At 71.9% G+C, this 19,102-nt stretch carries 18 protein-coding genes; 8 read left to right on the top strand and 10 right to left on the bottom strand.

The features are described from left to right. Positions 1-40: 40 nt before the first annotated feature. Positions 41-925, top strand: a complete 885-nt coding sequence (locus IM697_RS19340; protein WP_194048954.1) for a LysR family transcriptional regulator — start codon at positions 41-43, stop codon at positions 923-925. A gap of 3 nt (positions 926-928) precedes the next feature. Here IM697_RS19340 and IM697_RS19335 read toward each other — a convergent pair whose 3' ends face one another. The 6 genes from IM697_RS19335 to IM697_RS19310 all read right to left on the bottom strand — a co-directional run bounded on the left by IM697_RS19335 (position 929) and on the right by IM697_RS19310 (position 8,302). After that, positions 929-1,807 carry an SDR family oxidoreductase gene (locus IM697_RS19335; RefSeq protein WP_194048953.1) on the bottom strand — a complete coding sequence of 293 codons (879 nt, stop codon included), beginning with the start codon at positions 1,805-1,807 and terminating at the stop codon, positions 929-931. Positions 1,808-1,825: 18 nt separating this feature from the next. Beyond that, positions 1,826-2,836 (bottom strand): alcohol dehydrogenase catalytic domain-containing protein, encoded by a 1,011-nt coding sequence (locus tag IM697_RS19330; RefSeq protein ID WP_194048952.1) that lies wholly within the window; start codon positions 2,834-2,836, stop codon positions 1,826-1,828. 126 nt (positions 2,837-2,962) lie between these two features. Beyond that, positions 2,963-3,865 (bottom strand): LysR family transcriptional regulator, encoded by a 903-nt coding sequence (locus tag IM697_RS19325; protein WP_228044758.1) that lies wholly within the window; start codon positions 3,863-3,865, stop codon positions 2,963-2,965. Positions 3,866-4,058: 193 nt separating this feature from the next. Next, entirely contained in the window at positions 4,059-6,194 is a 2,136-nt protein-coding gene (locus IM697_RS19320; RefSeq protein WP_194048951.1) for a putative bifunctional diguanylate cyclase/phosphodiesterase, read from the bottom strand. Further along, positions 6,191-7,003 (bottom strand): SAM-dependent methyltransferase, encoded by an 813-nt coding sequence (locus tag IM697_RS19315; protein ID WP_194048950.1) that lies wholly within the window; start codon positions 7,001-7,003, stop codon positions 6,191-6,193. Before IM697_RS19315 ends, IM697_RS19320 begins: the two co-directional genes overlap by 4 nt. 285 nt (positions 7,004-7,288) lie before the next feature. Further along, entirely contained in the window at positions 7,289-8,302 is a 1,014-nt protein-coding gene (locus tag IM697_RS19310; RefSeq protein WP_194048949.1) for an SCO0930 family lipoprotein, read from the bottom strand. Positions 8,303-8,615: 313 nt separating this feature from the next. Between IM697_RS19310 and IM697_RS19305 the strand changes: the two genes are divergently transcribed. From IM697_RS19305 to IM697_RS19295, 3 genes are all read left to right on the top strand, one after another. Next, on the top strand, positions 8,616-9,158 hold the full coding sequence (locus tag IM697_RS19305; protein WP_194050168.1) for a hypothetical protein: 543 nt from the start codon (positions 8,616-8,618) through the stop codon (positions 9,156-9,158). A 15-nt stretch (positions 9,159-9,173) separates the two neighbouring features. Beyond that, the gene (locus IM697_RS19300; protein WP_194048948.1) at positions 9,174-9,938 is read left to right on the top strand and encodes a bestrophin-like domain; all 765 of its coding nucleotides are present in this window, start codon (positions 9,174-9,176) and stop codon (positions 9,936-9,938) included. A 180-nt stretch (positions 9,939-10,118) separates the two neighbouring features. Beyond that, positions 10,119-10,628, top strand: coding sequence for a hypothetical protein (locus IM697_RS19295; RefSeq protein ID WP_194048947.1), 510 nt, complete (start codon positions 10,119-10,121; stop codon positions 10,626-10,628). A gap of 130 nt (positions 10,629-10,758) precedes the next feature. Here the strand turns inward: IM697_RS19295 and IM697_RS19290 are convergent, their stop codons facing one another. Beyond that, positions 10,759-11,256, bottom strand: a complete 498-nt coding sequence (locus IM697_RS19290; RefSeq protein WP_194048946.1) for a hypothetical protein — start codon at positions 11,254-11,256, stop codon at positions 10,759-10,761. Between the two features lie 332 nt (positions 11,257-11,588). Here IM697_RS19290 and IM697_RS19285 point away from each other — a divergent pair, with 332 nt between their 5' ends. After that, positions 11,589-12,251 (top strand): class F sortase, encoded by a 663-nt coding sequence (locus IM697_RS19285; protein ID WP_194048945.1) that lies wholly within the window; start codon positions 11,589-11,591, stop codon positions 12,249-12,251. 28 nt (positions 12,252-12,279) lie between these two features. On the opposite strand, the gene IM697_RS19280 is transcribed toward IM697_RS19285, so the two are convergent. Both IM697_RS19280 and lysX read right to left on the bottom strand, forming a co-directional pair. Continuing rightward, positions 12,280-13,131: a polysaccharide deacetylase family protein gene (locus IM697_RS19280; RefSeq protein ID WP_194048944.1), complete on the bottom strand. Its 852-nt coding sequence runs from the start codon at positions 13,129-13,131 to the stop codon at positions 12,280-12,282. 101 nt (positions 13,132-13,232) lie between these two features. Then, positions 13,233-16,511, bottom strand: a complete 3,279-nt coding sequence (gene lysX, locus IM697_RS19275) for a bifunctional lysylphosphatidylglycerol synthetase/lysine--tRNA ligase LysX (protein ID WP_194048943.1) — start codon at positions 16,509-16,511, stop codon at positions 13,233-13,235. Positions 16,512-16,598: 87 nt separating this feature from the next. Between lysX and IM697_RS19270 the strand changes: the two genes are divergently transcribed. Both IM697_RS19270 and IM697_RS19265 read left to right on the top strand, forming a co-directional pair. Next, positions 16,599-17,060: a universal stress protein gene (locus IM697_RS19270; protein WP_194048942.1), complete on the top strand. Its 462-nt coding sequence runs from the start codon at positions 16,599-16,601 to the stop codon at positions 17,058-17,060. A 228-nt stretch (positions 17,061-17,288) separates the two neighbouring features. After that, the gene (locus tag IM697_RS19265) at positions 17,289-17,720 is read left to right on the top strand and encodes a pyridoxamine 5'-phosphate oxidase family protein (protein WP_228044756.1); all 432 of its coding nucleotides are present in this window, start codon (positions 17,289-17,291) and stop codon (positions 17,718-17,720) included. A gap of 12 nt (positions 17,721-17,732) precedes the next feature. On the opposite strand, the gene IM697_RS19260 is transcribed toward IM697_RS19265, so the two are convergent. After that, positions 17,733-18,560, bottom strand: a complete 828-nt coding sequence (locus IM697_RS19260) for an alpha/beta fold hydrolase (protein ID WP_194048940.1) — start codon at positions 18,558-18,560, stop codon at positions 17,733-17,735. 57 nt (positions 18,561-18,617) lie between these two features. Between IM697_RS19260 and IM697_RS19255 the strand changes: the two genes are divergently transcribed. Next, positions 18,618-19,091 (top strand): MarR family winged helix-turn-helix transcriptional regulator, encoded by a 474-nt coding sequence (locus IM697_RS19255; protein ID WP_194048939.1) that lies wholly within the window; start codon positions 18,618-18,620, stop codon positions 19,089-19,091. Positions 19,092-19,102 lie beyond the last annotated feature (11 nt).

Genomic DNA, 19,102 nt, shown 5'->3' with positions numbered 1-19,102 from the left:
TTTCCATAGGCAATCCCTATGCGACACCTATGATGGCCGGGTGCAATTCCAACAGCTCCAGTACTTCGTGGCGGTCGCCGAGACCCGGCACTTCACCCGGGCCGCCGACCTGGTGCATGTCGCGCAGCCCTCGCTGTCGCAGCAGATCAAGGCGCTGGAGCGGGAGTTGGGCGCGGACCTGTTCCTGCGGGCCCGCGGCAACATCACGCTGACGGACGCCGGGGAGGCCCTGCTGCCGCTGGCCCGGCGCATCCTGGCCGACGCGGACACCGCCCGGCACGAGGTGCAGGAGCTGGTGCAGCTGCGCCGGGGCCGGGTCCGGCTGGGCGCGACGCCGAGCCTGTGCACCGGCCTGCTCCCCGACGTGCTGCGCGCCTTCCACGACCGCTATCCCGGCATCCAGCTGCTGATCGAGGAGGGCGGCTCGCACGATCTCGTACGGCAGCTCGCGCGCGGCGCCCTGGATCTGGCCCTGGTGGTGCTGCCCCTGCCGACGCCGTCCCCGGCGCTGACCACGGTGGAGCTGCTGCGCGAGGACCTGGTGGTGGTCTCCTCCCCCGAGGCCGCCCGGCCCGGCGGTGGGCGGCGCACCGTGCGCATCGCCGATCTGGAGGGCGAGCGCCTGGTGATGTTCCGGCACGGCTACGACCTGCGGGAACTGACGGTCGCCGCATGCCGCGCCGAGGGCTTCGAGCCGGACTTCGCGGTGGAGGGCGGGGAGATGGACGCGGTGCTCGGGTTCGTGCGGGCCGGGCTGGGGGTCGCCGTCGTGCCGCGTATGGTGGCGGCGCGGTCGGGCCGGGGACTGCGGGTGACCCCGCTGGCCCGGCCCGGGCTGCACCGGACGATCGCGCTGGCCCACCGCAGCGATGTGGCGCCGCCGCGGGCCGCGCGGGAGTTGCAGCGGATGCTGCTGGAGCGGTGAGCGTCAGCTGCGGGGGGTCAGCAGGTCCGTCATGCCGATGCGCTGGTAGAAGTCGGTGCGGATGCCGTCGGCGACGTCGCTGACCCGCTCGGAGCCGTCGTCGGCCGGGTCGATGGTGGTGCGGAAGGGGCGCTCGCCCTTGGGGGTGCCGACGATGCGGACGATGGCCCGGGCGACCTCCCGGACGTCGGCGTCGGCCGGCGCCAGGGCGGCCAGCGCCTTGCCGACGTCGTCCATCAGGCCGGCGTAGAAGGCGTCGTACGCCTCCGCGGTGGCCGTGTCCTGCGGGTGCATCGCGTGGGCGAAGTGGTTGGTGCCCGAGGTGAAGGAGCCGGGGACCACGATGGCCGTGTCGATGCCGAAGCGGCTCAGTTCGACCGCGTAGCTCTTGGCCAGGTGGTCCATCGCGGCCTTGGCGCCGAAGTACGGGGCGAGGTAGGGCGGGGTGCCGCCGTAGGTGCTGGAGGAGCCCACCCACAGCAGCAGACCGTCGCGCCGGGCCCGCATCTGTGGGAGTACGGCCCGGTTGACGCGCTGCGTGGACAACACGTTGGTGTCGTAGATCTCGGCGATCTGCTCGGGGGTGAACGCCTCGGTCGGGCCGAGCACCATGTGACCGGCGTTGTGCACGACGACGTCGATCCGCCCCACCTCGGCGACCGCGGCGTCCACGGACTCCTGGCTGGAGACGTCGAGTTCGACGGTGCGCAGGTCGACGCCGTGCTCGTCGGCGTAGGACCGGGCGTCGGCGACCGCCGGGGCGTTGCGGCCGGTGGTCTGCCGAATGCCGGCGTGCACGGTGTGGCCGGCGTCGGCGAGGGCGCGGGCCGTCAGGGCGCCGAAGCCGCTGGAGGCACCGGTGACGAGGGCGACGTAGGGCATGGTGAACTCCTTGCGGGATCAGCCGAAGGTGATGACGCTGCGGCCGCGGGCGGTGCCGTCGGCCATCGCGTCGAGGACGGACGGCGCCTGGTCCAGGGTGATCGGGCTGACCTCGGGGAGGATGCCGTGGGCCGTGGAGAAGGCGAGGGTGTCGCGCAGGTCGTGCGGGGAGCCGGAGGGGGACGCGACCACGTGCAGGCGGTTGAGGATCATGGGCTGGGTGGGCAGCGAGAGCGGCTCGGAGCCGTAGCCGAGGAGCAGGAGGGTGCCGTCGGGGGCGATGCCGCCCAGGGTGGCGGCGGCCGCGACGGTGGACGGGGCGGCGTTGAGGACCAGATCGGCGCCGCCGTCCCAGGCCTTGAGCGCGTCGGCCGGGTCGGACTCGTCGGTGGCGACGAACAGTTCGGCGCCCAGCGTCTTGGCCTGGTCCTCGCCGCGCCGGGAGCGGCCCACCACGGCGACGCGGGCACCCATGGCGGCGGCGTAGCGCACGGCGAGGGCGCCGACTCCGCCGAGGCCGACGACGGCGACGCGGGAGCCGGCCTGCGCGCCGCCCTGGCGCAGGCCGTTGAAGGCGGTGAGGCCGGCGCACATCAGCGGGGCCGCGGCCACGGGGTCCAGGCCGTCCGGCAGCGGGGTGACGAAGTCGGCCTTGAGCAGGGCGTACTCGGCGTAGCCGCCGTCGGCCACGACGCCTGTGACGCGCTTGCGCGGGCACAGGATCCGGTCTCCGCGCACGCAGTAGTCGCAGTGCCCGCAGGAGTCGTACAGGAACTGGGCGCCCACGACCGTGCCGACCTCCGGGAAGGTCACGCCCTCGCCCACGGCGGTCACCACTCCGGTGATCTCGTGGCCGGGGACGACGGGGAACCTGGCGAAGGGGTAGTGCCCGCGCAGCAGGCTCAGGTCGGAGAAGCAGACGCCGCAGGCGTGGACCTTGACCAGGACCTCGCCGGCGGCGGGCTGGGGGACGTCGAGGGTGTCGAGGACCAGCGGGCGGTTGGCTCCGGTGGCGACGGCTGCACGCATCGCGGGCTCCAAAGGGTCGGGGAGGTACTCCGGGAAGGTCTGGTGCCTCCGAGTCTTGGGGGCCTGTTCGGTCCCGTCCAATGCCTCTTCCCGCGCCATTGATGCCGAGTCGGCATGAGCGCAGTTCTACGCCGTCCCGCTCACCCGCACGGCCGCACGCACCGCCTCGACGAAGCTCGCGACGAGCGGCGAGGGGCGCGCGCCGTTCCAGGCCAGGGCCACCTGCCCGGGCGGTACGTCGGCGACCGGGACGTAGGCGATGTCGGACCGGGGGAAGGCGGCGGCGACGGAGTGCGGCACGAACGCGATGCCGCGCCCGCCGCGGACGTAACCGAGGAGTTCCTCCATGTCGTGGAAGGCGGGGCCGTGGGCGGGCCGGGTGCCGTCGGGGCGCGGGTCGGCGTTCCAGACGGCCGACCAGGCCTCGGCCGCGTCGGCGTACTCCAGGACGGGGTCCTCGGCCAGCGCGGCGAGGGCGACCTTGGCGTCGTGCGCGTGCGGGTGCTCGACGGGGAGTACGGCGGTGAGGTGCTCGCGGTACAGGGGCAGCAGCTCCACGCCGTCGGCCTCGACGGGCGGCCGTACGAACCCGACGTCCACGGCGCCCTCCAGCAGCACCCGTGCCTGGCTCCACCAGCGCATCCGGACCAGCTCGATGGACACGCGGGGATGCTGTCCGGAGAACGCGTTCAGGGCGAGGCTGACGTCCGTGCCGAGCATGAACCCGACGACCAGCGCGTTGTCCCCGGCGCTGATCCGGCGGGCCCGCTCCTGGGCGGCCTCCGAGGCGGCGAGCAGCGCCTTGGCGTCCCGCAGGAACTGCTCGCCGGCCGGGGTGAGCGCGACGTCGCGCGTGCTGCGGGTGAACAGCTCCACCCGCAGGTCGTGCTCCAGCTGACGCACCTGCCGGGACAGCGCCGGCTGGGTGACGTGCAGGGCGAGCGCCGCTCGTCCGAAGTGCCGCCGCTCGGCCACGGCCACGAAATAGCGCAGCTTGCGCAGATCCAGATCGATCGGCCCGTCGGGCATGGCGGGTCCTGCCTTTCCGCTGACCGGCTCGGGCGTGTGGTGCCGCCGTCGGCGGAACTCACGCTATACGACCGGGCCGGGCGGGCTCGGTCGTCCGTCGGCCGGGAGCGATGGGCCTGGTCGTCGCCCGTACGCGCCGACACGGGCCACGGGACCGGGGCGCAGCCCGCCCCGTCCCGCACGGCCCCGGGACTCAGCCCGTCGCGTCCACCAGCGCCAGCTCGTGCAGTCGTTCCGGTGGGCCCGGGCGGGCGTAGTACCAGCCCTGGGCCGTGTCGCAGCCGAGTATCCGCAGCTGCTCGGCCTGGGCGCCGGTCTCCACGCCCTCCACGGTGACCGCGAGGCTCAGGCTGTGGGCCAGGGAGACGATGCCCTCGACGATCTTGAGGTCGACGGGGTCGGCCGGGAACTGCTGCATGCTCTGGGTGAAGGAGCGGTCCAGCTTGAGGATGCTCACCGGCAGCCGGCGCAGGTTGGCGAGGTTGGAGTAGCCGGTGCCGAAGTCGTCCAGGGCGATGTCGACGCCCATCTCGGCCAGCCGGCGCAGCGGCTTGAGCAGGTCGTCGTCGGCGCCGATGAGGGCGGACTCGGTGACCTCCAGGCACAGGGCGTCGGGTGCCATGCCGGTGCGCTCCAGGATCTCGACCGTGTCCTGGACGAGTCCGGGGTGGGTGAGCTGGCAGGGCGAGAGGTTGACGTTGATGCGGAAGGGACCCGCGTCGTCGTGCCGTTCGCGCCATTCGCGTGCCTGGCGTACCGACTGCTCCAGGACCCAGCGGCCGAGCGGGACGATGAGTCCCGTGTGCTCGGCGAGCGGAATGAACCGGTCCGGGCCGAGGACGCCGTGCTGCGGATGCAGCCAGCGCACCAGGGCCTCCGCACCGCGCACACTGCCGTCGCCGAGGTGGACCAGCGGCTGGTACTCGATGAAGAACTCGCCCCGGTCCAGCGCCGTCGGCAGCGCCGTGGTCAGGCCGTGCCGGGTGATGGCGCGGGCGTCGGCCTCCGGGTCGGCCAGCTCGAAGCGGTTGCCGCCCGCCGACTTGGCGCGGTACATCGTGATGTCGGCGCTGCGCAGCACCTCCGCCGGGCCGCGCTCCCCGGCCGGGCCCTCGACGATGCCGATGCTGCCGCGCACGGTCAGCTCGCGGCCGTCGACACTGATCGGGGCGATGAGCGCGTTCATGATCCGGGCGGCGAGCTCGTCGACCTCGCGCTCGGTGTCGGGGCCGGTGGTCAGCGCCACGAACTCGTCGCCGCCGAGCCGCGCCACCATCTCGCCGGGCGCGGTGGCGCACGACTGCAGGCGGTCGGCGACCTCGACGAGTAGCCGGTCGCCGGCCGCGTGGCCGAGGCTGTCGTTGACGGTCTTGAAGCCGTCCAGGTCGAGGTAGCACAGCCCGAACCGCTGGCCCTCCCCGGCGCCCAGTGCCTTCTCCAGGCGCTCGAAGAAGAAGGTGCGGTTGGGCAGGCCGGTGAGCGCGTCGTGGGTGGCCTCGTAGCGCAGCCGCAGATTGAGCAGGCGGCGCTCGGTGGTGTCCTCCATGAGGGCGAGCTGGTACTGCGGGTCGCCGTCGGCGTCGCGCAGCAGGGAGACCGTGAGGTTGGTCCACAGGACCGTTCCGTCGGGCCGGTAGAAGGCCTTTTCGACGTGGTAGTGCTCGCGCTCGCCGCGGACGAGTTCGTCGTAGAGCTTCCAGGTCTGCGGCGCGTCCTCGGGGTGGGTCCACTCCATGACGTTGCGGCTGCGCAGGGCCTGTTCGGAGATGCCGAACATGCGCAGCAGGGCGCCGTTGACCTGCAGTATGTTGCCGTCGAGGTCGGCGATGCCGATTCCTATGGCCGCGCCCTCGAACACCGCGCGGAAGCGGGCCTCGGTGGCGTGCAGCGCCTGGGCCACGACGCCCTGTGCCTTGAGGGCGGCCGCGGAGATCGCCTCCTGCTCGGCCAGGGTCCGCTCGCGCAGCGCCTGGGCGAACCCGGCGGCCATGGCGTGCTGGAGCCTGGACGAGCGTGCCCGCAGGTCCTCCTGGTCGCCGCCGTCGCCGCAGTAGAGCACCAGGTAGGCGTCGACGCAGTCCAGTGAGCGGCTGAGCGCCTCGGGGTCGGTGCAGTGCGCGGCGACCAGCGCGGCGCCGACCGCCCTGCCCGCGTTCGCGTCGAAGGTCCTGGCCCTGAGGGCCTCGCTCAACCGCCGGGCCAGCGGCAGCAGTTGCTCCTCGAACTCCGGCCGGGTCGACGACGTCGAGGTCACCGGGAAGACCGCCCGGCTCCAGATCGTCGCGAACCGGCGCAGTCTGTCCTCCGGCCCGTCCGGCCCCGCCCTCACGCGGTACGCCCCACGCCGGCGAAACCGGAGAAGGCCCACGGATCCTCGTCCTCCGGTGCGGTGTCGGGCCGCCAGTGCGGCATCGGCACCAGTCCGGGTTCCACCATGTCGTACCCCTCGAAGAACCGCGCGATGTCGTCGCGCGAGCGCATGATCAGCGGGTTGCGAATGTCCTTGTATACGTCGACCGTGCCCTGGGCCCGTCCCTCGGGCAGCGGGATTCCCTCGTACGAGGCATGGGTGAGCACCAGCAGGCTGCCGGGCGCGAGCGCGTCGCGCAGCTCGGCCACCGCCGCGTACGGGTCGTTCTCGTCCTCCACGAAGTGCAGTATGGCAACGAGAAGCAGGGCGACTGGCCGGTTCAGGTCGATGAGGCGCTCGACCTGGGAACTGGCCAGGATCTCCTGCGGCTTGAGCAGGTCGGCGGCGACGACGTCGGCGTCGTCGTTGGCCGCCAGGACCGCCTGGCTGTGCGCGACGGCGACCGGGTCGTGGTCGACGTACACCACGCGCGCGCCGGGGCTGGCGGTCTGGGCCACCTCGTGGACGTTGCCGAACGTGGGGATGCCGGAGCCGATGTCCAGGAACTGGGTGATGCCCTCGTCGGCCGCGAAGCGCACCGCGCGGCGCATGAACGCCCGGTTGGCCTGCATGATCTTGGGGAGTCCCGGCATGAAGTCCATGGCCTTGCGGGCCGCTTCCCGGTCCACCTCGAAGTTGTGCGAACCGCCCAGGTAGTAGTCGTAGATCCGCGAGACGCTGGGCACCGAGATGTCGATGCTCCGTGGGGCCCAGGCGGGACGCTCCATCTATCTCTCCAAGGCGTAGGCGATCCGGTGTTCGAGCAGAGGCTACTGATCGCCCGCCAAAGGAGCGAGCGGAAACGGAAATTGACCATCCGTTCCCGGTCACTGCCAGTGGCACGTGCCGGTAAATGCAGGCAAACCGGCCCGCCCCCTGCGCGTGAAGCTTCAGGGGGCGGACCGGTGAGTCGGCGCGCCGGCCGTTCGTCCGGCACTCTCGCTGTCGTCATCCCTCCCTTCCGTGGTCCTGCTCGGCTGGGTGAGGCGATCAACCCTGGGGAGGTGTGATCTCTACTTCTCCGACGCGCCGACCGGCTTTCCGTCGGGGCGGACGGCGAACCATGTGCCGCCGACGCCCTGACCGTTGGTGTCACCGGGCTTCTTGTCGCCCGCGAACGTGTAGATGGGGACGCAGTCGATGGACTGCTGCTTGATCCCGTCGGGGCGGTCGAAGACGACGTAGCCCCGGTTGGGGGTGGAGCCCTGAAGGTCGATGCCCTTGGTGTCCTTGGCGTCCACCGGGGCGACGACGGGCCACTTGTCGAGGCACTCGCCGGTGCACTTGGTCGACATCGGCCACTGGGTGTCCTTCATGAAGCGGTAGACCGTGTGGCCGTTCTTGTCGATGACGATCTCGCCCAGCTTGGGGTCCTTGCGCGTGGACAGGCCCGGCAGGTCGGCGGCCTCGGCACCGCCGCCGCCGGCGGCGCCGCCACCGGAACCGCCCTGTGCCTTCTTGCCGTCAGGGGCGAGCGCGTACCAAGTGCCGCCCACCTCCTGGCCGTTGACGTCGCCGGCCTTGGCGTCCTTCGCATAGCGGTACGCGGGCCAGCCGTCGATCGTGAGCTGCTTGGTGCCGTCGGACCGGGTGACCGAGCCGAGCACCGAACTGTCGACGTCCTTGCCGGCCGTGGCGTCGTCCGCGGGGACCGGCGGCCACTTGCTCGCGCAGTCGCCGTCGCAGTTCGACTTCGGCGGGTCGGCGGTGTCCTTGTCGAAGCGGTAGAGCGTCATACCGGCGCTGTCGGTCAGCAGCTCGCCGAGTTCCTCATTGGTGGCCACGGCCAGTTCACCGGCGCTCGCGCCGGCAGCCGCGGACGGCGAGGCGCCGCCCTCCTGACCCGCCGCGCCCGCGTCGTATCCGGACCCGAGGCCGGCACTGTTTCCGTAGTCACCGGCCGCGGCAGTGGCCCCCACGTTCTGGCTGCTCGCCGGCGGGGCGGTCTCCGAGCCGCATGCCGTCGTCAGCGCGGCCACGGCCACGGCGCTCACCACGAGCGAGGCGCTCCGCCACGAGGTCTTCATCGTCAACTCCCCGATCATCACAAGGGTGTTGCAGCGCCCTGCTGCGCCGCCGCACGACCAGGGGTACGCATGAAAGCCACTGGCGTGTTCAACCGGCGCACAAATTTCTTTCCGAAACCTGTGCCCGTCGCACGCGCGTGCGCCCCGGCGGTTACGCGCAGGTCGCCTGTTCAAACCTTTCGAGCGCCATCCGTCGCCCGTTCGGGGCATTCCCTCCGCCCTCGGGCGTGTACAGGCGGGAAGTGGCCTCAAGATCTTCGTCGTGCATGGACTCAAACCGACCCAATCCGGCTTGGTCGCAAGGACGTTGACGGTGGCGACGCTGACGTGGCTGCTGGTGTCCGCGCCGGCCGGTGCGGCCGGGGCGACGGTCTGCGCGTACGCCGACACCGGCCCGGACGGCGCGGCGTCGGTCGCGATCGTCGGGGACACCTGGCCGACGCCGACTCAGTGCCCACCGCCGACACCGACACCGACCCCCACGCCGACGCCCACACCGGACCCCACGCCCACGTCACCGCCGCCGAAGACCACCCACACCCCGAAACCCGAGCCCCCGCCTCCCCCACCGCCACCGCCACCGCCACCGCCACCGGCGAAGCCGGCACCCCAGCCCGCACCGCCCCGGCCGCGGCCGACCCCGACACCCACCCCCACGCCCACACCCACCCCGAAGCCCACGCCGAAGCCGTCGGCCGAGCCCACCCCGAGTCCCTCCGCCTCCACCGTGCACTACCCGCCCTACCGCGCCACATCGCACCGGCGGGCGACGCACGACGCCCCGTCGCCCCTGACCTTCGTCCTGCTCATCGCGGCGCCCGCTATCGCCGCCGTCGCCGCGCTCCGTCCGCGCTGATCCTGGAGGCCCCTGTTGCCGGAATGGCTTGTTCTCACCCTCGCGATGCTGGCCGCCTGCGCCGTGGTGGTCGTCATCACCCTCGTTCGGCACCGCACGGCACCCCAAGACGAGGACCCCTCCGAGACACCGGACGTCATCGAGTACATGACGATGTGGATCGGCGTGGTCTATGCCATCGTGCTGGGCCTGGCCATCGCCGGGGTGTGGGAGGCCCGCAGCGCCGCCCAGGACCATGTCCAGGCGGAGGCCGTGGCGCTGCACGAGGTCTCGGAGCGGGTCCGGGTCTATCCGGCCGACGTCCGCGACCGCATTCGGGACGATGTCAACGCCTATGTCGGACACGTCGTCACCAAGGAGTGGCAGCACATGTCCGAGCACGGCGCGGTCACCGAACGCGGCGCCGAACTGCTTCAGCGGGTACGCGAGGACGTCACCGACTACGAGCCGAAGACGGACTTCGAGGCGCAGGCCTACCAGCCGCTCCTCGACCAGGTGACCGCGGCGGACCAGGCGCGCAACGCCCGCGCCAACTCGACCGGGGACACCATGCCGGGCGTGGTGTGGTTCGGACTGCTGGCCGGAGGTGTCGTCACCATCGGGATGGTGTTCGCCCTGCAGATCCGGCGTACGACCCGTGAGCTGATCCTCGCCGGGCTGTTCTCGGCGCTGATCGCCTTCCTGCTCTTTCTCATCTGGGACTTCGACGATCCGTACAGCCGCGGTGTGACGGCGTCGATGGAGCCGTTCCGCGCGCTCTTCCCGCACCTCGGGGGCTGACGGCCCCTCACCGGGGGACGGCGGCGAACGCCGTCCCCTGACCGGCCCACCCGCTTGACCCGTTCGTACGACACCGATCGCGCAAGTGCGCCCGCCTTCCTAGCGTTTCGCTCATCGAGGTGCATTTCTCCCGGAAGCGGAAAAGGTCCGCGACTGCTCCTCGGGGACCGGAGGGACACCATGCGCGCGATACGTGTCGTCACTGCCGCACTGCTGGGCGTCGGCGCTCTCGCCGTGACCGCCCCCACCGCTCAGGCGCACGGAGACAACTCCGGTTTCTGGGCCACCGTGCTGCCCACCACCATCGCGCCCGGTGGACAGGTCCGGCTGCGGGCGACGGGCTGCGAGCAGAGCGTGACGGTCTCGTCGGGGGTCTTCGACACGGTCACCATTCCCCGGGGGCGGACGACGGCCACGGCCACGGTCGACCGGGACGCCAAGCCCGGTGCCGTGTACGAGGTGTCGTTCTACTGCGGCACCTTCTGGCAGACCGTCGACCTCACCATCGCCGGCGGCCGGCCGGAACGGCCCCACCTCCCGCAGCATGGCGTCCGGGCGGGCGCGGGCGGCAGCCTCGCCGGACTGGATCTGAAGGAGATCGGCCTGGGCGCCGTGCTCGTCACGGCCGTACTCGGCACGACGTACAGCCTCTCCGGGCGCCGCACCGACGCCGACCAGGACGGCGCCTGACGCCGTCGCCGACACAACTTGTCCCGCCGGCACATCTTGTCCTCAGGCCTTCGCCCCGGATCCCCATCAGGGATCCGGGGCGAAGGCCTGAGGACGTTGGACTGTCTTCCTGTCCGGCATCGGCAACGGATCAGATCCGCTTCTCCGCGCGCCGCCGCATCCAGAACACACCGCCGCCGATGACGGCCACGGCGATCAGCCCGCCTCCGATGGCCATGTCGGTCGGGGTCGCGCCCGTGGAGGTGCTGCCGCCGAGGCCGCCGCGGACGCCGCCGATGACGGTGAAGGCGTTGGGGTGGGTCAGGGGCCTGCTGGAGCCATGGCACTGGACCGTGATGCTGTGCGCGCCCGGCCTCGCGTGCCGGTCGATCGTCGCCGTGCCCTTGGCGGTACTGCCGTGGGACGGGGTCAGCGTAGTGGGCCGGAACGCGTCCGAGGTCGCGGTGCCGCCGCGGGGGCAGCCGTCCACGGTGATGGTCAGTTGCCCGCCGCGGGCGATGACGCTGGGCAGGGCGACGATGTTGCTCGGGCCGACGGGCATGCCGTCGCGTGCCGTGGCCGCGGGGGTGGCCAGGCCGAGGGCGGCTACCGCGGTGGCGGCGGCCGCCAGGGTTCGAGTGGTTCGCATGTGATCCTCCGCGGAAGACGCCCCGGGTACCGTCCCCGGTATCGATCGGCGAGAAAGCGCCTCCAAGAAAGACCCTCAGTTGCCCTGCCCGGGGCCGCATTTCGGCGATGGTCCGTATTGGTGAGAGGACACGCCGAGGGACCACCCCGCAATCGGAATTGCCGCAGGTCACGCACTGTCAGAATTTTCCGGCCGGTGGCAACTCGGATGGCGCACCGCAGGAGTTCGGGCCACCCGTTCGTCTCTGCCCCGTCGCCGGTTTCACGCGCGGGACTTAGCGTTTTCGTATGCGCGAATGACGTGGCGACGGCCGCGTCGAGAGGGGAAGTCGAATGTCCGGTTTCGAGCTACCCGAAGAGGAGGAGCGGCGGAAGAAGCGCGCTCCGTGGGGTGTGATAGCGCTTGTCCTGCTGACCGGTCTCGCGCTCATTCGCAATGGCTCCGGGGAGTTCGACGAGGGTCCGCCGCAGCCCGCCTCGGCGGCCGCGGCGGACCGGCAGCCGCCCGGCTCCGTTCTCGCCCGGGCCGCCCAGCCGTTGCCGTTCTCGCTGCCGGACCGGGTCAGGATCCCCGGGATCCAGGTCGACGCGCCGATGATCCCGGTCGGCCTGGACGCGGACGGCTGGGTCGGCGCGCCACCGCCGGAGGACCCCAATCTGGCGGGCTGGTTCACCGGTTCCGTCTCGCCGGGCGAGAAGGGCACCGCGGTGGTCGTCGGCCATGTCGACAACCTGCAGGGACCCGCCGTGTTCTACGGGCTCGGCTCCCTGGCGAAGGGCAATCGCGTCGAGATCGCCCGCCAGGACGGAAAGACGGCCGTTTTCGAGGTGTACGGCATCGAGGTGTTCCAGAAGAACAACTTCCCCGGCGACCGCGTCTACGCCTCCAAGGGAAACGCCGAATTGCGGGTCATCACCTGTGGCGGCGGTTTCTCCAAGCAGACCGGTTATGACGGGAACGTCGTCGCTTTCGCCAGCCTGGTCGAGGTCCGCTGAGGATTTCCCGGTCGGGCGGCGAAAGCCGTCACGCGTAATGCCATTCGGGAACGGTGAGGTGATACCCGGCGTCAAGGAGCCGCGGCAGATAGGCGCGCAGTGCCAGGACGCTCTGGGAACGGTCGCCCCCGGCGTCGTGCGAGAGCACCACGACGCCGGGGGCGGCGCCGTCCCGCACCCGGTCGACGATGGTGGCGGTGCCGGGGCTGGTCCAGTCGAGGGTGTCGACGGTCCAGGCGAGCGGTTCCATGCCCAGTTCGGCGCCGAGTTGGAAGGCGGCGCGGTTCCAGGCGCCGTAGGGGGCGCGGAACCAGGCGGGGCGCTCGCCGTACGACTCCTCGATGATGTCGCAGGTGCGCTCCATCTCCCTGCGGATCCTGCCGCGGCCGAGCCGGGTGAGGAGCGGGTGGGACCAGGTGTGGTTGCCGACGACATGGCCCTCGTCGGCCATCCTGGCCAGGAGGCCCCTGTTGTCGGCGACCATCTCGCCGCACACGAAGAACATCGCGCGCACGTCGTACTCGCGCAGGGTGTCCAGGATGTACGGGGTGTAGCGGGCGTCGGGCCCGTCGTCGAAGGTCAGCACCATCGTGCGGCCGCGTCCGGACACCCGCAGCAGGGGTGCGCGCCGTACCAGGGTCCGGCGGGGTGCCGCCTTGGGCGGGCCGTATCCCATCAGCGGCTGGAGGCGGTAGGCGGAGGGCTTGAGCGCGGGGCGCGCCTGCGGGCCCGCGGCCGGGGCGGGGTGCCGCCGGACCGGCTCGTCGCCCGCGAACGTCGTGAACAGCCCGGCGCTGCCGGCGGCTCCGACCGCCGCGGCACCGGCGAGCAGCGCACGGCGCCGGCTGAGCAGACCCCGGGGCAACTGATCCTTCGTCATGACTCATCCGTCGCCCGATTCGAGACCGACGCACCAGTACGACACCGGGACGGCGGTATGAAAACACCCACGCGGCCCACGGTCGGGGCCGAGCGGGTCACTCAGCGGCTGCGTACCAAGGGGAACGGCAAGGTCTCACGGATGGTCAGGCCGGTGAGGAACATGACGAGGCGGTCGACGCCGATGCCCAGGCCGCCGGTGGGGGGCATGGCGTATTCGAGGGCGTCGAGGAAGTCCTCGTCGAGTTCCATGGCCTCGGGGTCTCCACCGGCGGCGAGCAGGGACTGGGCGGTGAGGCGGCGGCGCTGTTCGACGGGGTCGGTGAGTTCGGAGTAGGCGGTGCCGAGTTCGGTGCCGAAGGCGACGAGGTCCCAGCGCTCGGCGAGGCGGGGGTCCACGCGGTGCCGGCGGGTGAGCGGGGAGACGTCGGTGGGGAAGTCCTTGTAGAAGGTCGGCAGGTGGGTTTTCTCCTCGACGAGGCGCTCGTACATCTCCAGGACGACGTCGCCGTGGCCGTCGTCGGCGGTGTACGGCACGCCCACGCGGTCGCAGTGACGGTGCAGCCGCAGGAGTTCGGTGTCGGGGTCGATCTCCTCCCCCAGGACCTCGGAGATCGCGCCGTACACCGTCTTGACCGGCCACTGCCCGGAGATGTCGTACTCCGTGCCGTCCTTGCGGGCGACCGGCGAGCCGAAGGCGGCCGTCGCGGCGCCCTGGATCAGCTCGCGGACGAGGTCGAGCATCACGTCGTAGTCGGCGTACGCCTGGTAGGCCTCCAGGATCGTGAACTCGGGGTTGTGCTTGTAGTCGGTGCCCTCGTTGCGGAAGGTGCGGCCCATCTCGAAGACCTTCTCCAGGCCGCCCACGCACAGCCGTTTCAGGTACAGCTCGGGGGCGATGCGCAGATAGAGGTCGAGGTCGTAGGCGTTGATGTGGGTGGTGAAGGGGCGGGCGTTGGCGCCGCCGTGGATCTGCTGCAGCACCGGCGTCTCCACCTCGAGGAAGCCGCGTTCCAGCAGGCCCTGGCGCACCGCCTGTACGGCGGTGGAGCGGGTGCGGACCACGTCGCGGGCGGCGGGGCTGGAGACCAGGTCGAGGTAGCGCAGGCGGACCTTGGCCTCGGGGTCGGCGAGGCCCCGGCGTTTGTCGGGCAGCGGGCGCAGGCACTTGCCGATGAGCTGCCAGGAGGTGACGAAGACGGTCGGCTCGCCCTTGTCGCTGGTGCCGGCCAGGCCGGTGGCGCTGATGAGGTCGCCGATGTCGGTGTCGGCGGTGAAGCGGTCGAGGGCGGCGCCGGTGTCCTTGCGGGTGAGGGCGAGTTGGTGGTCGCCGGACCAGTCGCGCAGCACGGCGAAGACGAGGCCGCCGAAGTCGCGCACCAGCATGATCCGGCCGGCCACGGTGACCTGCTCGCCCGCTTGGACGTCGGCGAGGGCGTGGGTGCGGTGCGGGATGCCCACCGGGTAGGGGTCGACGCCGTCGGCGCGCAGCCGGTCGAGGGTGTGGTGCCGGATGCGGACCTGCTCGGGCAGGCCCGCATCCGGCCCGGCCGCCCCGGCCTCGTCCCCTCCGTCGAGGCCGAGCGCCGCCAGCGAGGGCAGTCCTTCGGTGGTCGCGGGGCGGGGCCCGCCACGCGGGTGCCCCTTTCTGCGGAGCTTGTGCAGGGACGGTACGGAGACGAATCCCTCGGCGATGCCGGACGCGAGGCCGATGCGGGCGAGGGAGGCGGCCTCGCCGTAGCAGAGGAAGCGGGGGAACCACTGCGGGTCGTACTTGGCGTTGGAGCGGTAGAGGGCCTCCAGTTGCCACCACTTGGAGAAGAACAGCAGCAGTCGCCGCCACAGCCGCAGTACGGGTCCGGCGCCGATGCGGGCGCCCTCCTCGAACACCGAGCGGAAGACGGCGAAGTTCAGGGAGATCCGGCGGATGCCCAGCTTCGGGGCCGCGGCGCACAGCTCGGCGACCATGAACTCCATGACGCCGTTGGGGGCGCCCCGGTCACGGCGCATCAGGTCCAGGGAGATGCCCTCCCTGCCCCACGGCACGAAGGACAGCACGGCGAGCAGTTGGCCGTCCTCGCCGAGGGCCTCCACGAGGAGGCAGTCGCCGTCGGCCGGGTCGCCGAGGCGGTCCAGGGCCATGGAGAAGCCGCGTTCGGTCTCGGTGTCGCGCCAGGCGTCGGCCTTGCCGATGACCTCTCCCATCTCCGCCTCGGTGAGGGTGCGGTGGCGGCGGATACGGCAGTGGGCTCCGGTGCGGCGGACGCGGTGGACGGCCTGCCGGGTGATCCGCATGTCGCGGCCTTCGAGGTCGAAGTCCTGCACGCGCAGGATCGCCTCGTCGCCGAGTTGGAGGGCGCCGAGTCCGCAGCGGGCGTAGGCGGTGGCCCCGTCCTCGGAGGCGCCCATCGCCGCGGGCACCCAGGCGTAGCGGCGGGCCAGGTCCAGCCAGACGGCGATGGCGTGCGGCCAGGCCTCCCGGTCGCCGACCGGGTCCCCGCTGGCGAGGCAGACGCCGGCCTCGACGCGGTAGGTGACGGCGGCCTTGCCGCTGGGTGAGAAGACGACGGCCTTGTCGCGGCGGGTGGCGAAGTAGCCGAGGGAGTCCTGGTCGCCGTAGGCCTTGAGGAGGGCGCGGACGCGGGCCTCCTCGTCGTCGTGCAGGGCGGCCTCCATGCGCTGCGAGCGGAACAGCGTCGCGGCGGCGTTGAGGAGGGCGAGCGCGCCGAACAGGCCGAGCAGGAAGTACAGGGGGTGCGGTGGCCGTCCGTCGTAGGTGGCGCCGGAGACGAGGCCGCCGCAGACCCGGTCGGCGGCCCACGCCAGTCGCTGGCTCTGCGGCAGTGTGCCGGGGAACAGTTCGACGAGCCCCCAGCCGACGAGGATCCCGGCGGCGAGCCCGACGACGAGGACGCCGAGGGCTCTTCGTACGGCTCCGTGGCGGGAGGCGGCGTAGAACTCCCTGCGGGCGACGACGAGCAGGGCCAGGGCGAGGCCGCACACGACGAGGGAGGGTATGGAGCCCGAGTAGTCGCCGAGGGCCGTGCCGAGGGCGTCGGTGAGGACGAGCAGGCCGAGATGGACGACGAGCAGCCACCAGGCGATCTTCTTGCGGGCGGCCGTGGCGGCGGCGAGCAGGAAGAGGAAGACGGCGTAGGCGAGGTTGGCGCTGACGGGGACGATGATCTCGTCGAGGGCGCGCACGACCGGGCGCAGGCCGGTGCGCAGCGGTGGGATGAGGGCCAGCAGGGCGCAGAGCAGTCCGAGGGCGCCGAGGAAGGTCGCGAAACCTTCCGGCACCCTGCTGGTCAGGCCATGGCCGGGCGGCCGTATGGGGCCCGTGGTGTCCTTGTCCCGTGCGGCCTCCACGGTGGCACTCATGTTCCGACTGTAGGAAGCCCCGGGCCTCCTCGCCCGTCGAGCGTCCCGGCCGGCGGGCGGATCTGCGACCTCCGATAGCCTCCTGCCGTGACGGAACAGCACGCGCACCGGTTCGAGCGGGGCACGGACGGGCCCAAGGTCATCGTGGTCGGGGTGGACGGCTCCGACTCCTCGCTGCGCGCGGCGGCGTACGCCGGTGGTCTGGCCCGGCGGCAGAACGCGCTGCTCGCCGTGGTGTACGTGCAGCCGGTGATGGCGGCGGGCGCGGCACTCGGGGCGCCGGTCGCGGAGACGACCAACGAGATCGCCGAGGATCTGATCGCCCAGATCCGGGACGCGACGGAGCGGTTGAAGGGGATATTCGACGTCCGCTGGGAGTTCCACACGTTCCAGGGCGATCCCTTCAGCGGGCTGGTGAAGGCGGCGGACGATCTGAAGGCCGACGCCGTGGTGGTGGGCGCGTCGGAGCAGGCGGGGCACCGGATCGTGGGGTCGGTCGCGATTCGGCTGGTCAAGGCCGGTCGGTGGCCGGTGACGGTGGTGCCGTAGCCCGCCGCGGGGCCTGGGCCCCTGTCGTCGAATTCCCGTCGCCCGAAGGGCGGGCCGCGCGCCCGCCGCGACGGGGGCGCCCCCGCGCGAGCCGAGCGAAGCCGGTTCGCGCGTGCAGGAGCGTGCATGGCGCCGCGCGGCAGGCGGGAATCTGACGACTGGGGCCTAGGGCGAAGGGACGAGTCCGGGCCTGATGCGCGGGGTGGTCGGCTGCCCGAGGATGCTGTGGTGACCGACTTCGACGTCGATGCCTTCCTCCGGCAGCCGCTGACCGCGCGCATCGCGACCAACGGGCCGACGGTGCGCCCGGTCTGGTTCCTCTGGGAGGACGGCGCCTTCTGGATCCTGACCGGGCCGTGGGCGCGGCTGGTGCACCGGGTCCGGGAGGACCCGGCGGTGGCCCTCGTGGTCGACGAGTGCGATCCGGCGACGGGCCTGGTGCGCCAGGTGATCGCGCGGGGCGAAGCCGAACTCGTGGCCTTCGACGTCCCTCGCGGCCGGCGCAAGCTGACGCGCTATCTGGGGACGGACGAGGGCCGCTGGGATCCGCGGTTCGTGCACTATCTGCACGACGACCCGGCGGAGCGCGGCACCGTGTGGCTGCGTCTGAGGCCGGCGTCGCTCAGCGTGCAGGACCTGAGTTACGTGGTCGCACGCTGAGGCGACGGGGCGTCACAGGGTCCGCAGGAAGTCGAGCAGGATCCGGTTGAAGGTCTCGGGCCGCTCCAGGCTCGGGAAGTGCCCGGTGTCCTCGATGGTCACCGAGCGGCCGTCGCGCACGCCGTGGACGAGCCGTTCGGCCATCTCGATGCCGTCGGCCGCGTCGAGCGCGCCATGGATGGCGAGCACGGGCACGTCGATCTGCGGCACCCGGCTCCAGGGGTCGGCGAGGGGCACGTGCCAGTCCTTCTCGCCCAGGGTGTGCTTGGCGATGGTGTGGGCCGCCATCTCCCGCATCCTGCGCACGGCGTCGGGGTCCACCTCGTCCAGGGTGCGGTGCGGCCCGACCACGTTCTTGGCGAAGGCCTCGACCCAGGCGGCGACGTCGCCGGCGCCCAGCATGCGCGCCGACTCGGCGGCCCGCTCCTTCGTCCACGGGTCGGAGTACTCGAACGCGCTGGTCCCGCCGCCGCTGACGACCACCGCGCGTACCAGCTCGGGGTATTCCAGGGCGGTGTCGGTGACGACCGCCGCGCCCATGCACGCGCCGACCAGGACCGCGGGCCCGGCATCGAGATGGCGCAGCAGGCCACCGAGGTCGTCGGCCCAGCGGAACGGCTTGCTCGCGTTGGCGGAGAAGCCGTGGCCGCGTACATCGGCCGCGATGACGCGGTGACCGGCGGAGACCAGGGCCGGTATCTGGTCGTCGAAGTAGCGGTGGTCGACGTATCCGGGGTGGATCAGGACCACGAGGTCCCCGGCCCCGGCGTCGCGGTGGGCGAGGTCTCCGTCGGCGGAGGCGAACATGCGCAGATCCGAAGCCTTCTTCGCTGTCGTCATGACAACCAAGGTGTCATCTTCTCCGCGGTTTGGCAACCGAGGTGTCATGATGGTCCGGTGAGCGACTCCGCCAAGCCCCTCTCCCCCGACGATCTCGGCGACCGGATCAGCGAGGTGTTCGACCTGATCGGCGCGCTGTACCGGCGCGGCCTGCGCAAGCTCGAACAGGGCGAGGAGGTCGAGGGGGTGTCCGTCGGCGTGCGCTCCGTCCTCGTCCTGCTGCACAGATACGGGCCCATGACGGTGCCCCAGATGGGCCGGGTCATGACGCTGACCCGGCAGTTCGTGCAGCGCATGGTCAACGACGCGGCGGCCAGGGGGTGGGTCGAGGCCACCCCCAATCCGGCGCACCAGCGCTCCTCGCTGATCCGGATCACGGCTGAGGGCCAGGCCGTCATCACCGCGATCCTCGCCCGCGAGCACGCCCTGAACCGGCAGGTCGGCGGCGATCTGACCGAGGACGAGCTCCAGGCGTGCGTGCGGGTGCTGAAGCAGATGCTGAAGACCTTCGACCACGTGGACATGGACTGACGGCCATGCCG

The sequence above is a fragment of the Streptomyces ferrugineus genome, assembly GCF_015160855.1.
Lineage (GTDB): Bacteria > Actinomycetota > Actinomycetes > Streptomycetales > Streptomycetaceae > Streptomyces > Streptomyces ferrugineus.
This window is presented reverse-complemented; position numbering and strand designations above follow the sequence as displayed.

Bases quoted from the DNA above. Each gene is read 5' to 3' on its own strand.
- IM697_RS19335 (WP_194048953.1), bottom strand. From the start codon at position 1,807: ATGCCCTACGTCGCCCTCGTCACCGGTGCCTCCAGCGGCTTCGGCGCC.
- IM697_RS19330 (WP_194048952.1), bottom strand. From the start codon at position 2,836: ATGCGTGCAGCCGTCGCCACCGGAGCCAACCGCCCGCTGGTCCTCGAC.
- IM697_RS19325 (WP_228044758.1), bottom strand. From the start codon at position 3,865: ATGCCCGACGGGCCGATCGATCTGGATCTGCGCAAGCTGCGCTATTTC.
- IM697_RS19315 (WP_194048950.1), bottom strand. From the start codon at position 7,003: ATGGAGCGTCCCGCCTGGGCCCCACGGAGCATCGACATCTCGGTGCCC.
- IM697_RS19310 (WP_194048949.1), bottom strand. From the start codon at position 8,302: ATGAAGACCTCGTGGCGGAGCGCCTCGCTCGTGGTGAGCGCCGTGGCC.
- IM697_RS19295 (WP_194048947.1), top strand. From the start codon at position 10,119: ATGCGCGCGATACGTGTCGTCACTGCCGCACTGCTGGGCGTCGGCGCT.
- IM697_RS19290 (WP_194048946.1), bottom strand. From the start codon at position 11,256: ATGCGAACCACTCGAACCCTGGCGGCCGCCGCCACCGCGGTAGCCGCC.
- IM697_RS19285 (WP_194048945.1), top strand. From the start codon at position 11,589: ATGTCCGGTTTCGAGCTACCCGAAGAGGAGGAGCGGCGGAAGAAGCGC.
- IM697_RS19280 (WP_194048944.1), bottom strand. From the start codon at position 13,131: ATGACGAAGGATCAGTTGCCCCGGGGTCTGCTCAGCCGGCGCCGTGCG.
- lysX (WP_194048943.1), bottom strand. From the start codon at position 16,511: ATGAGTGCCACCGTGGAGGCCGCACGGGACAAGGACACCACGGGCCCC.
- IM697_RS19260 (WP_194048940.1), bottom strand. From the start codon at position 18,560: ATGACGACAGCGAAGAAGGCTTCGGATCTGCGCATGTTCGCCTCCGCC.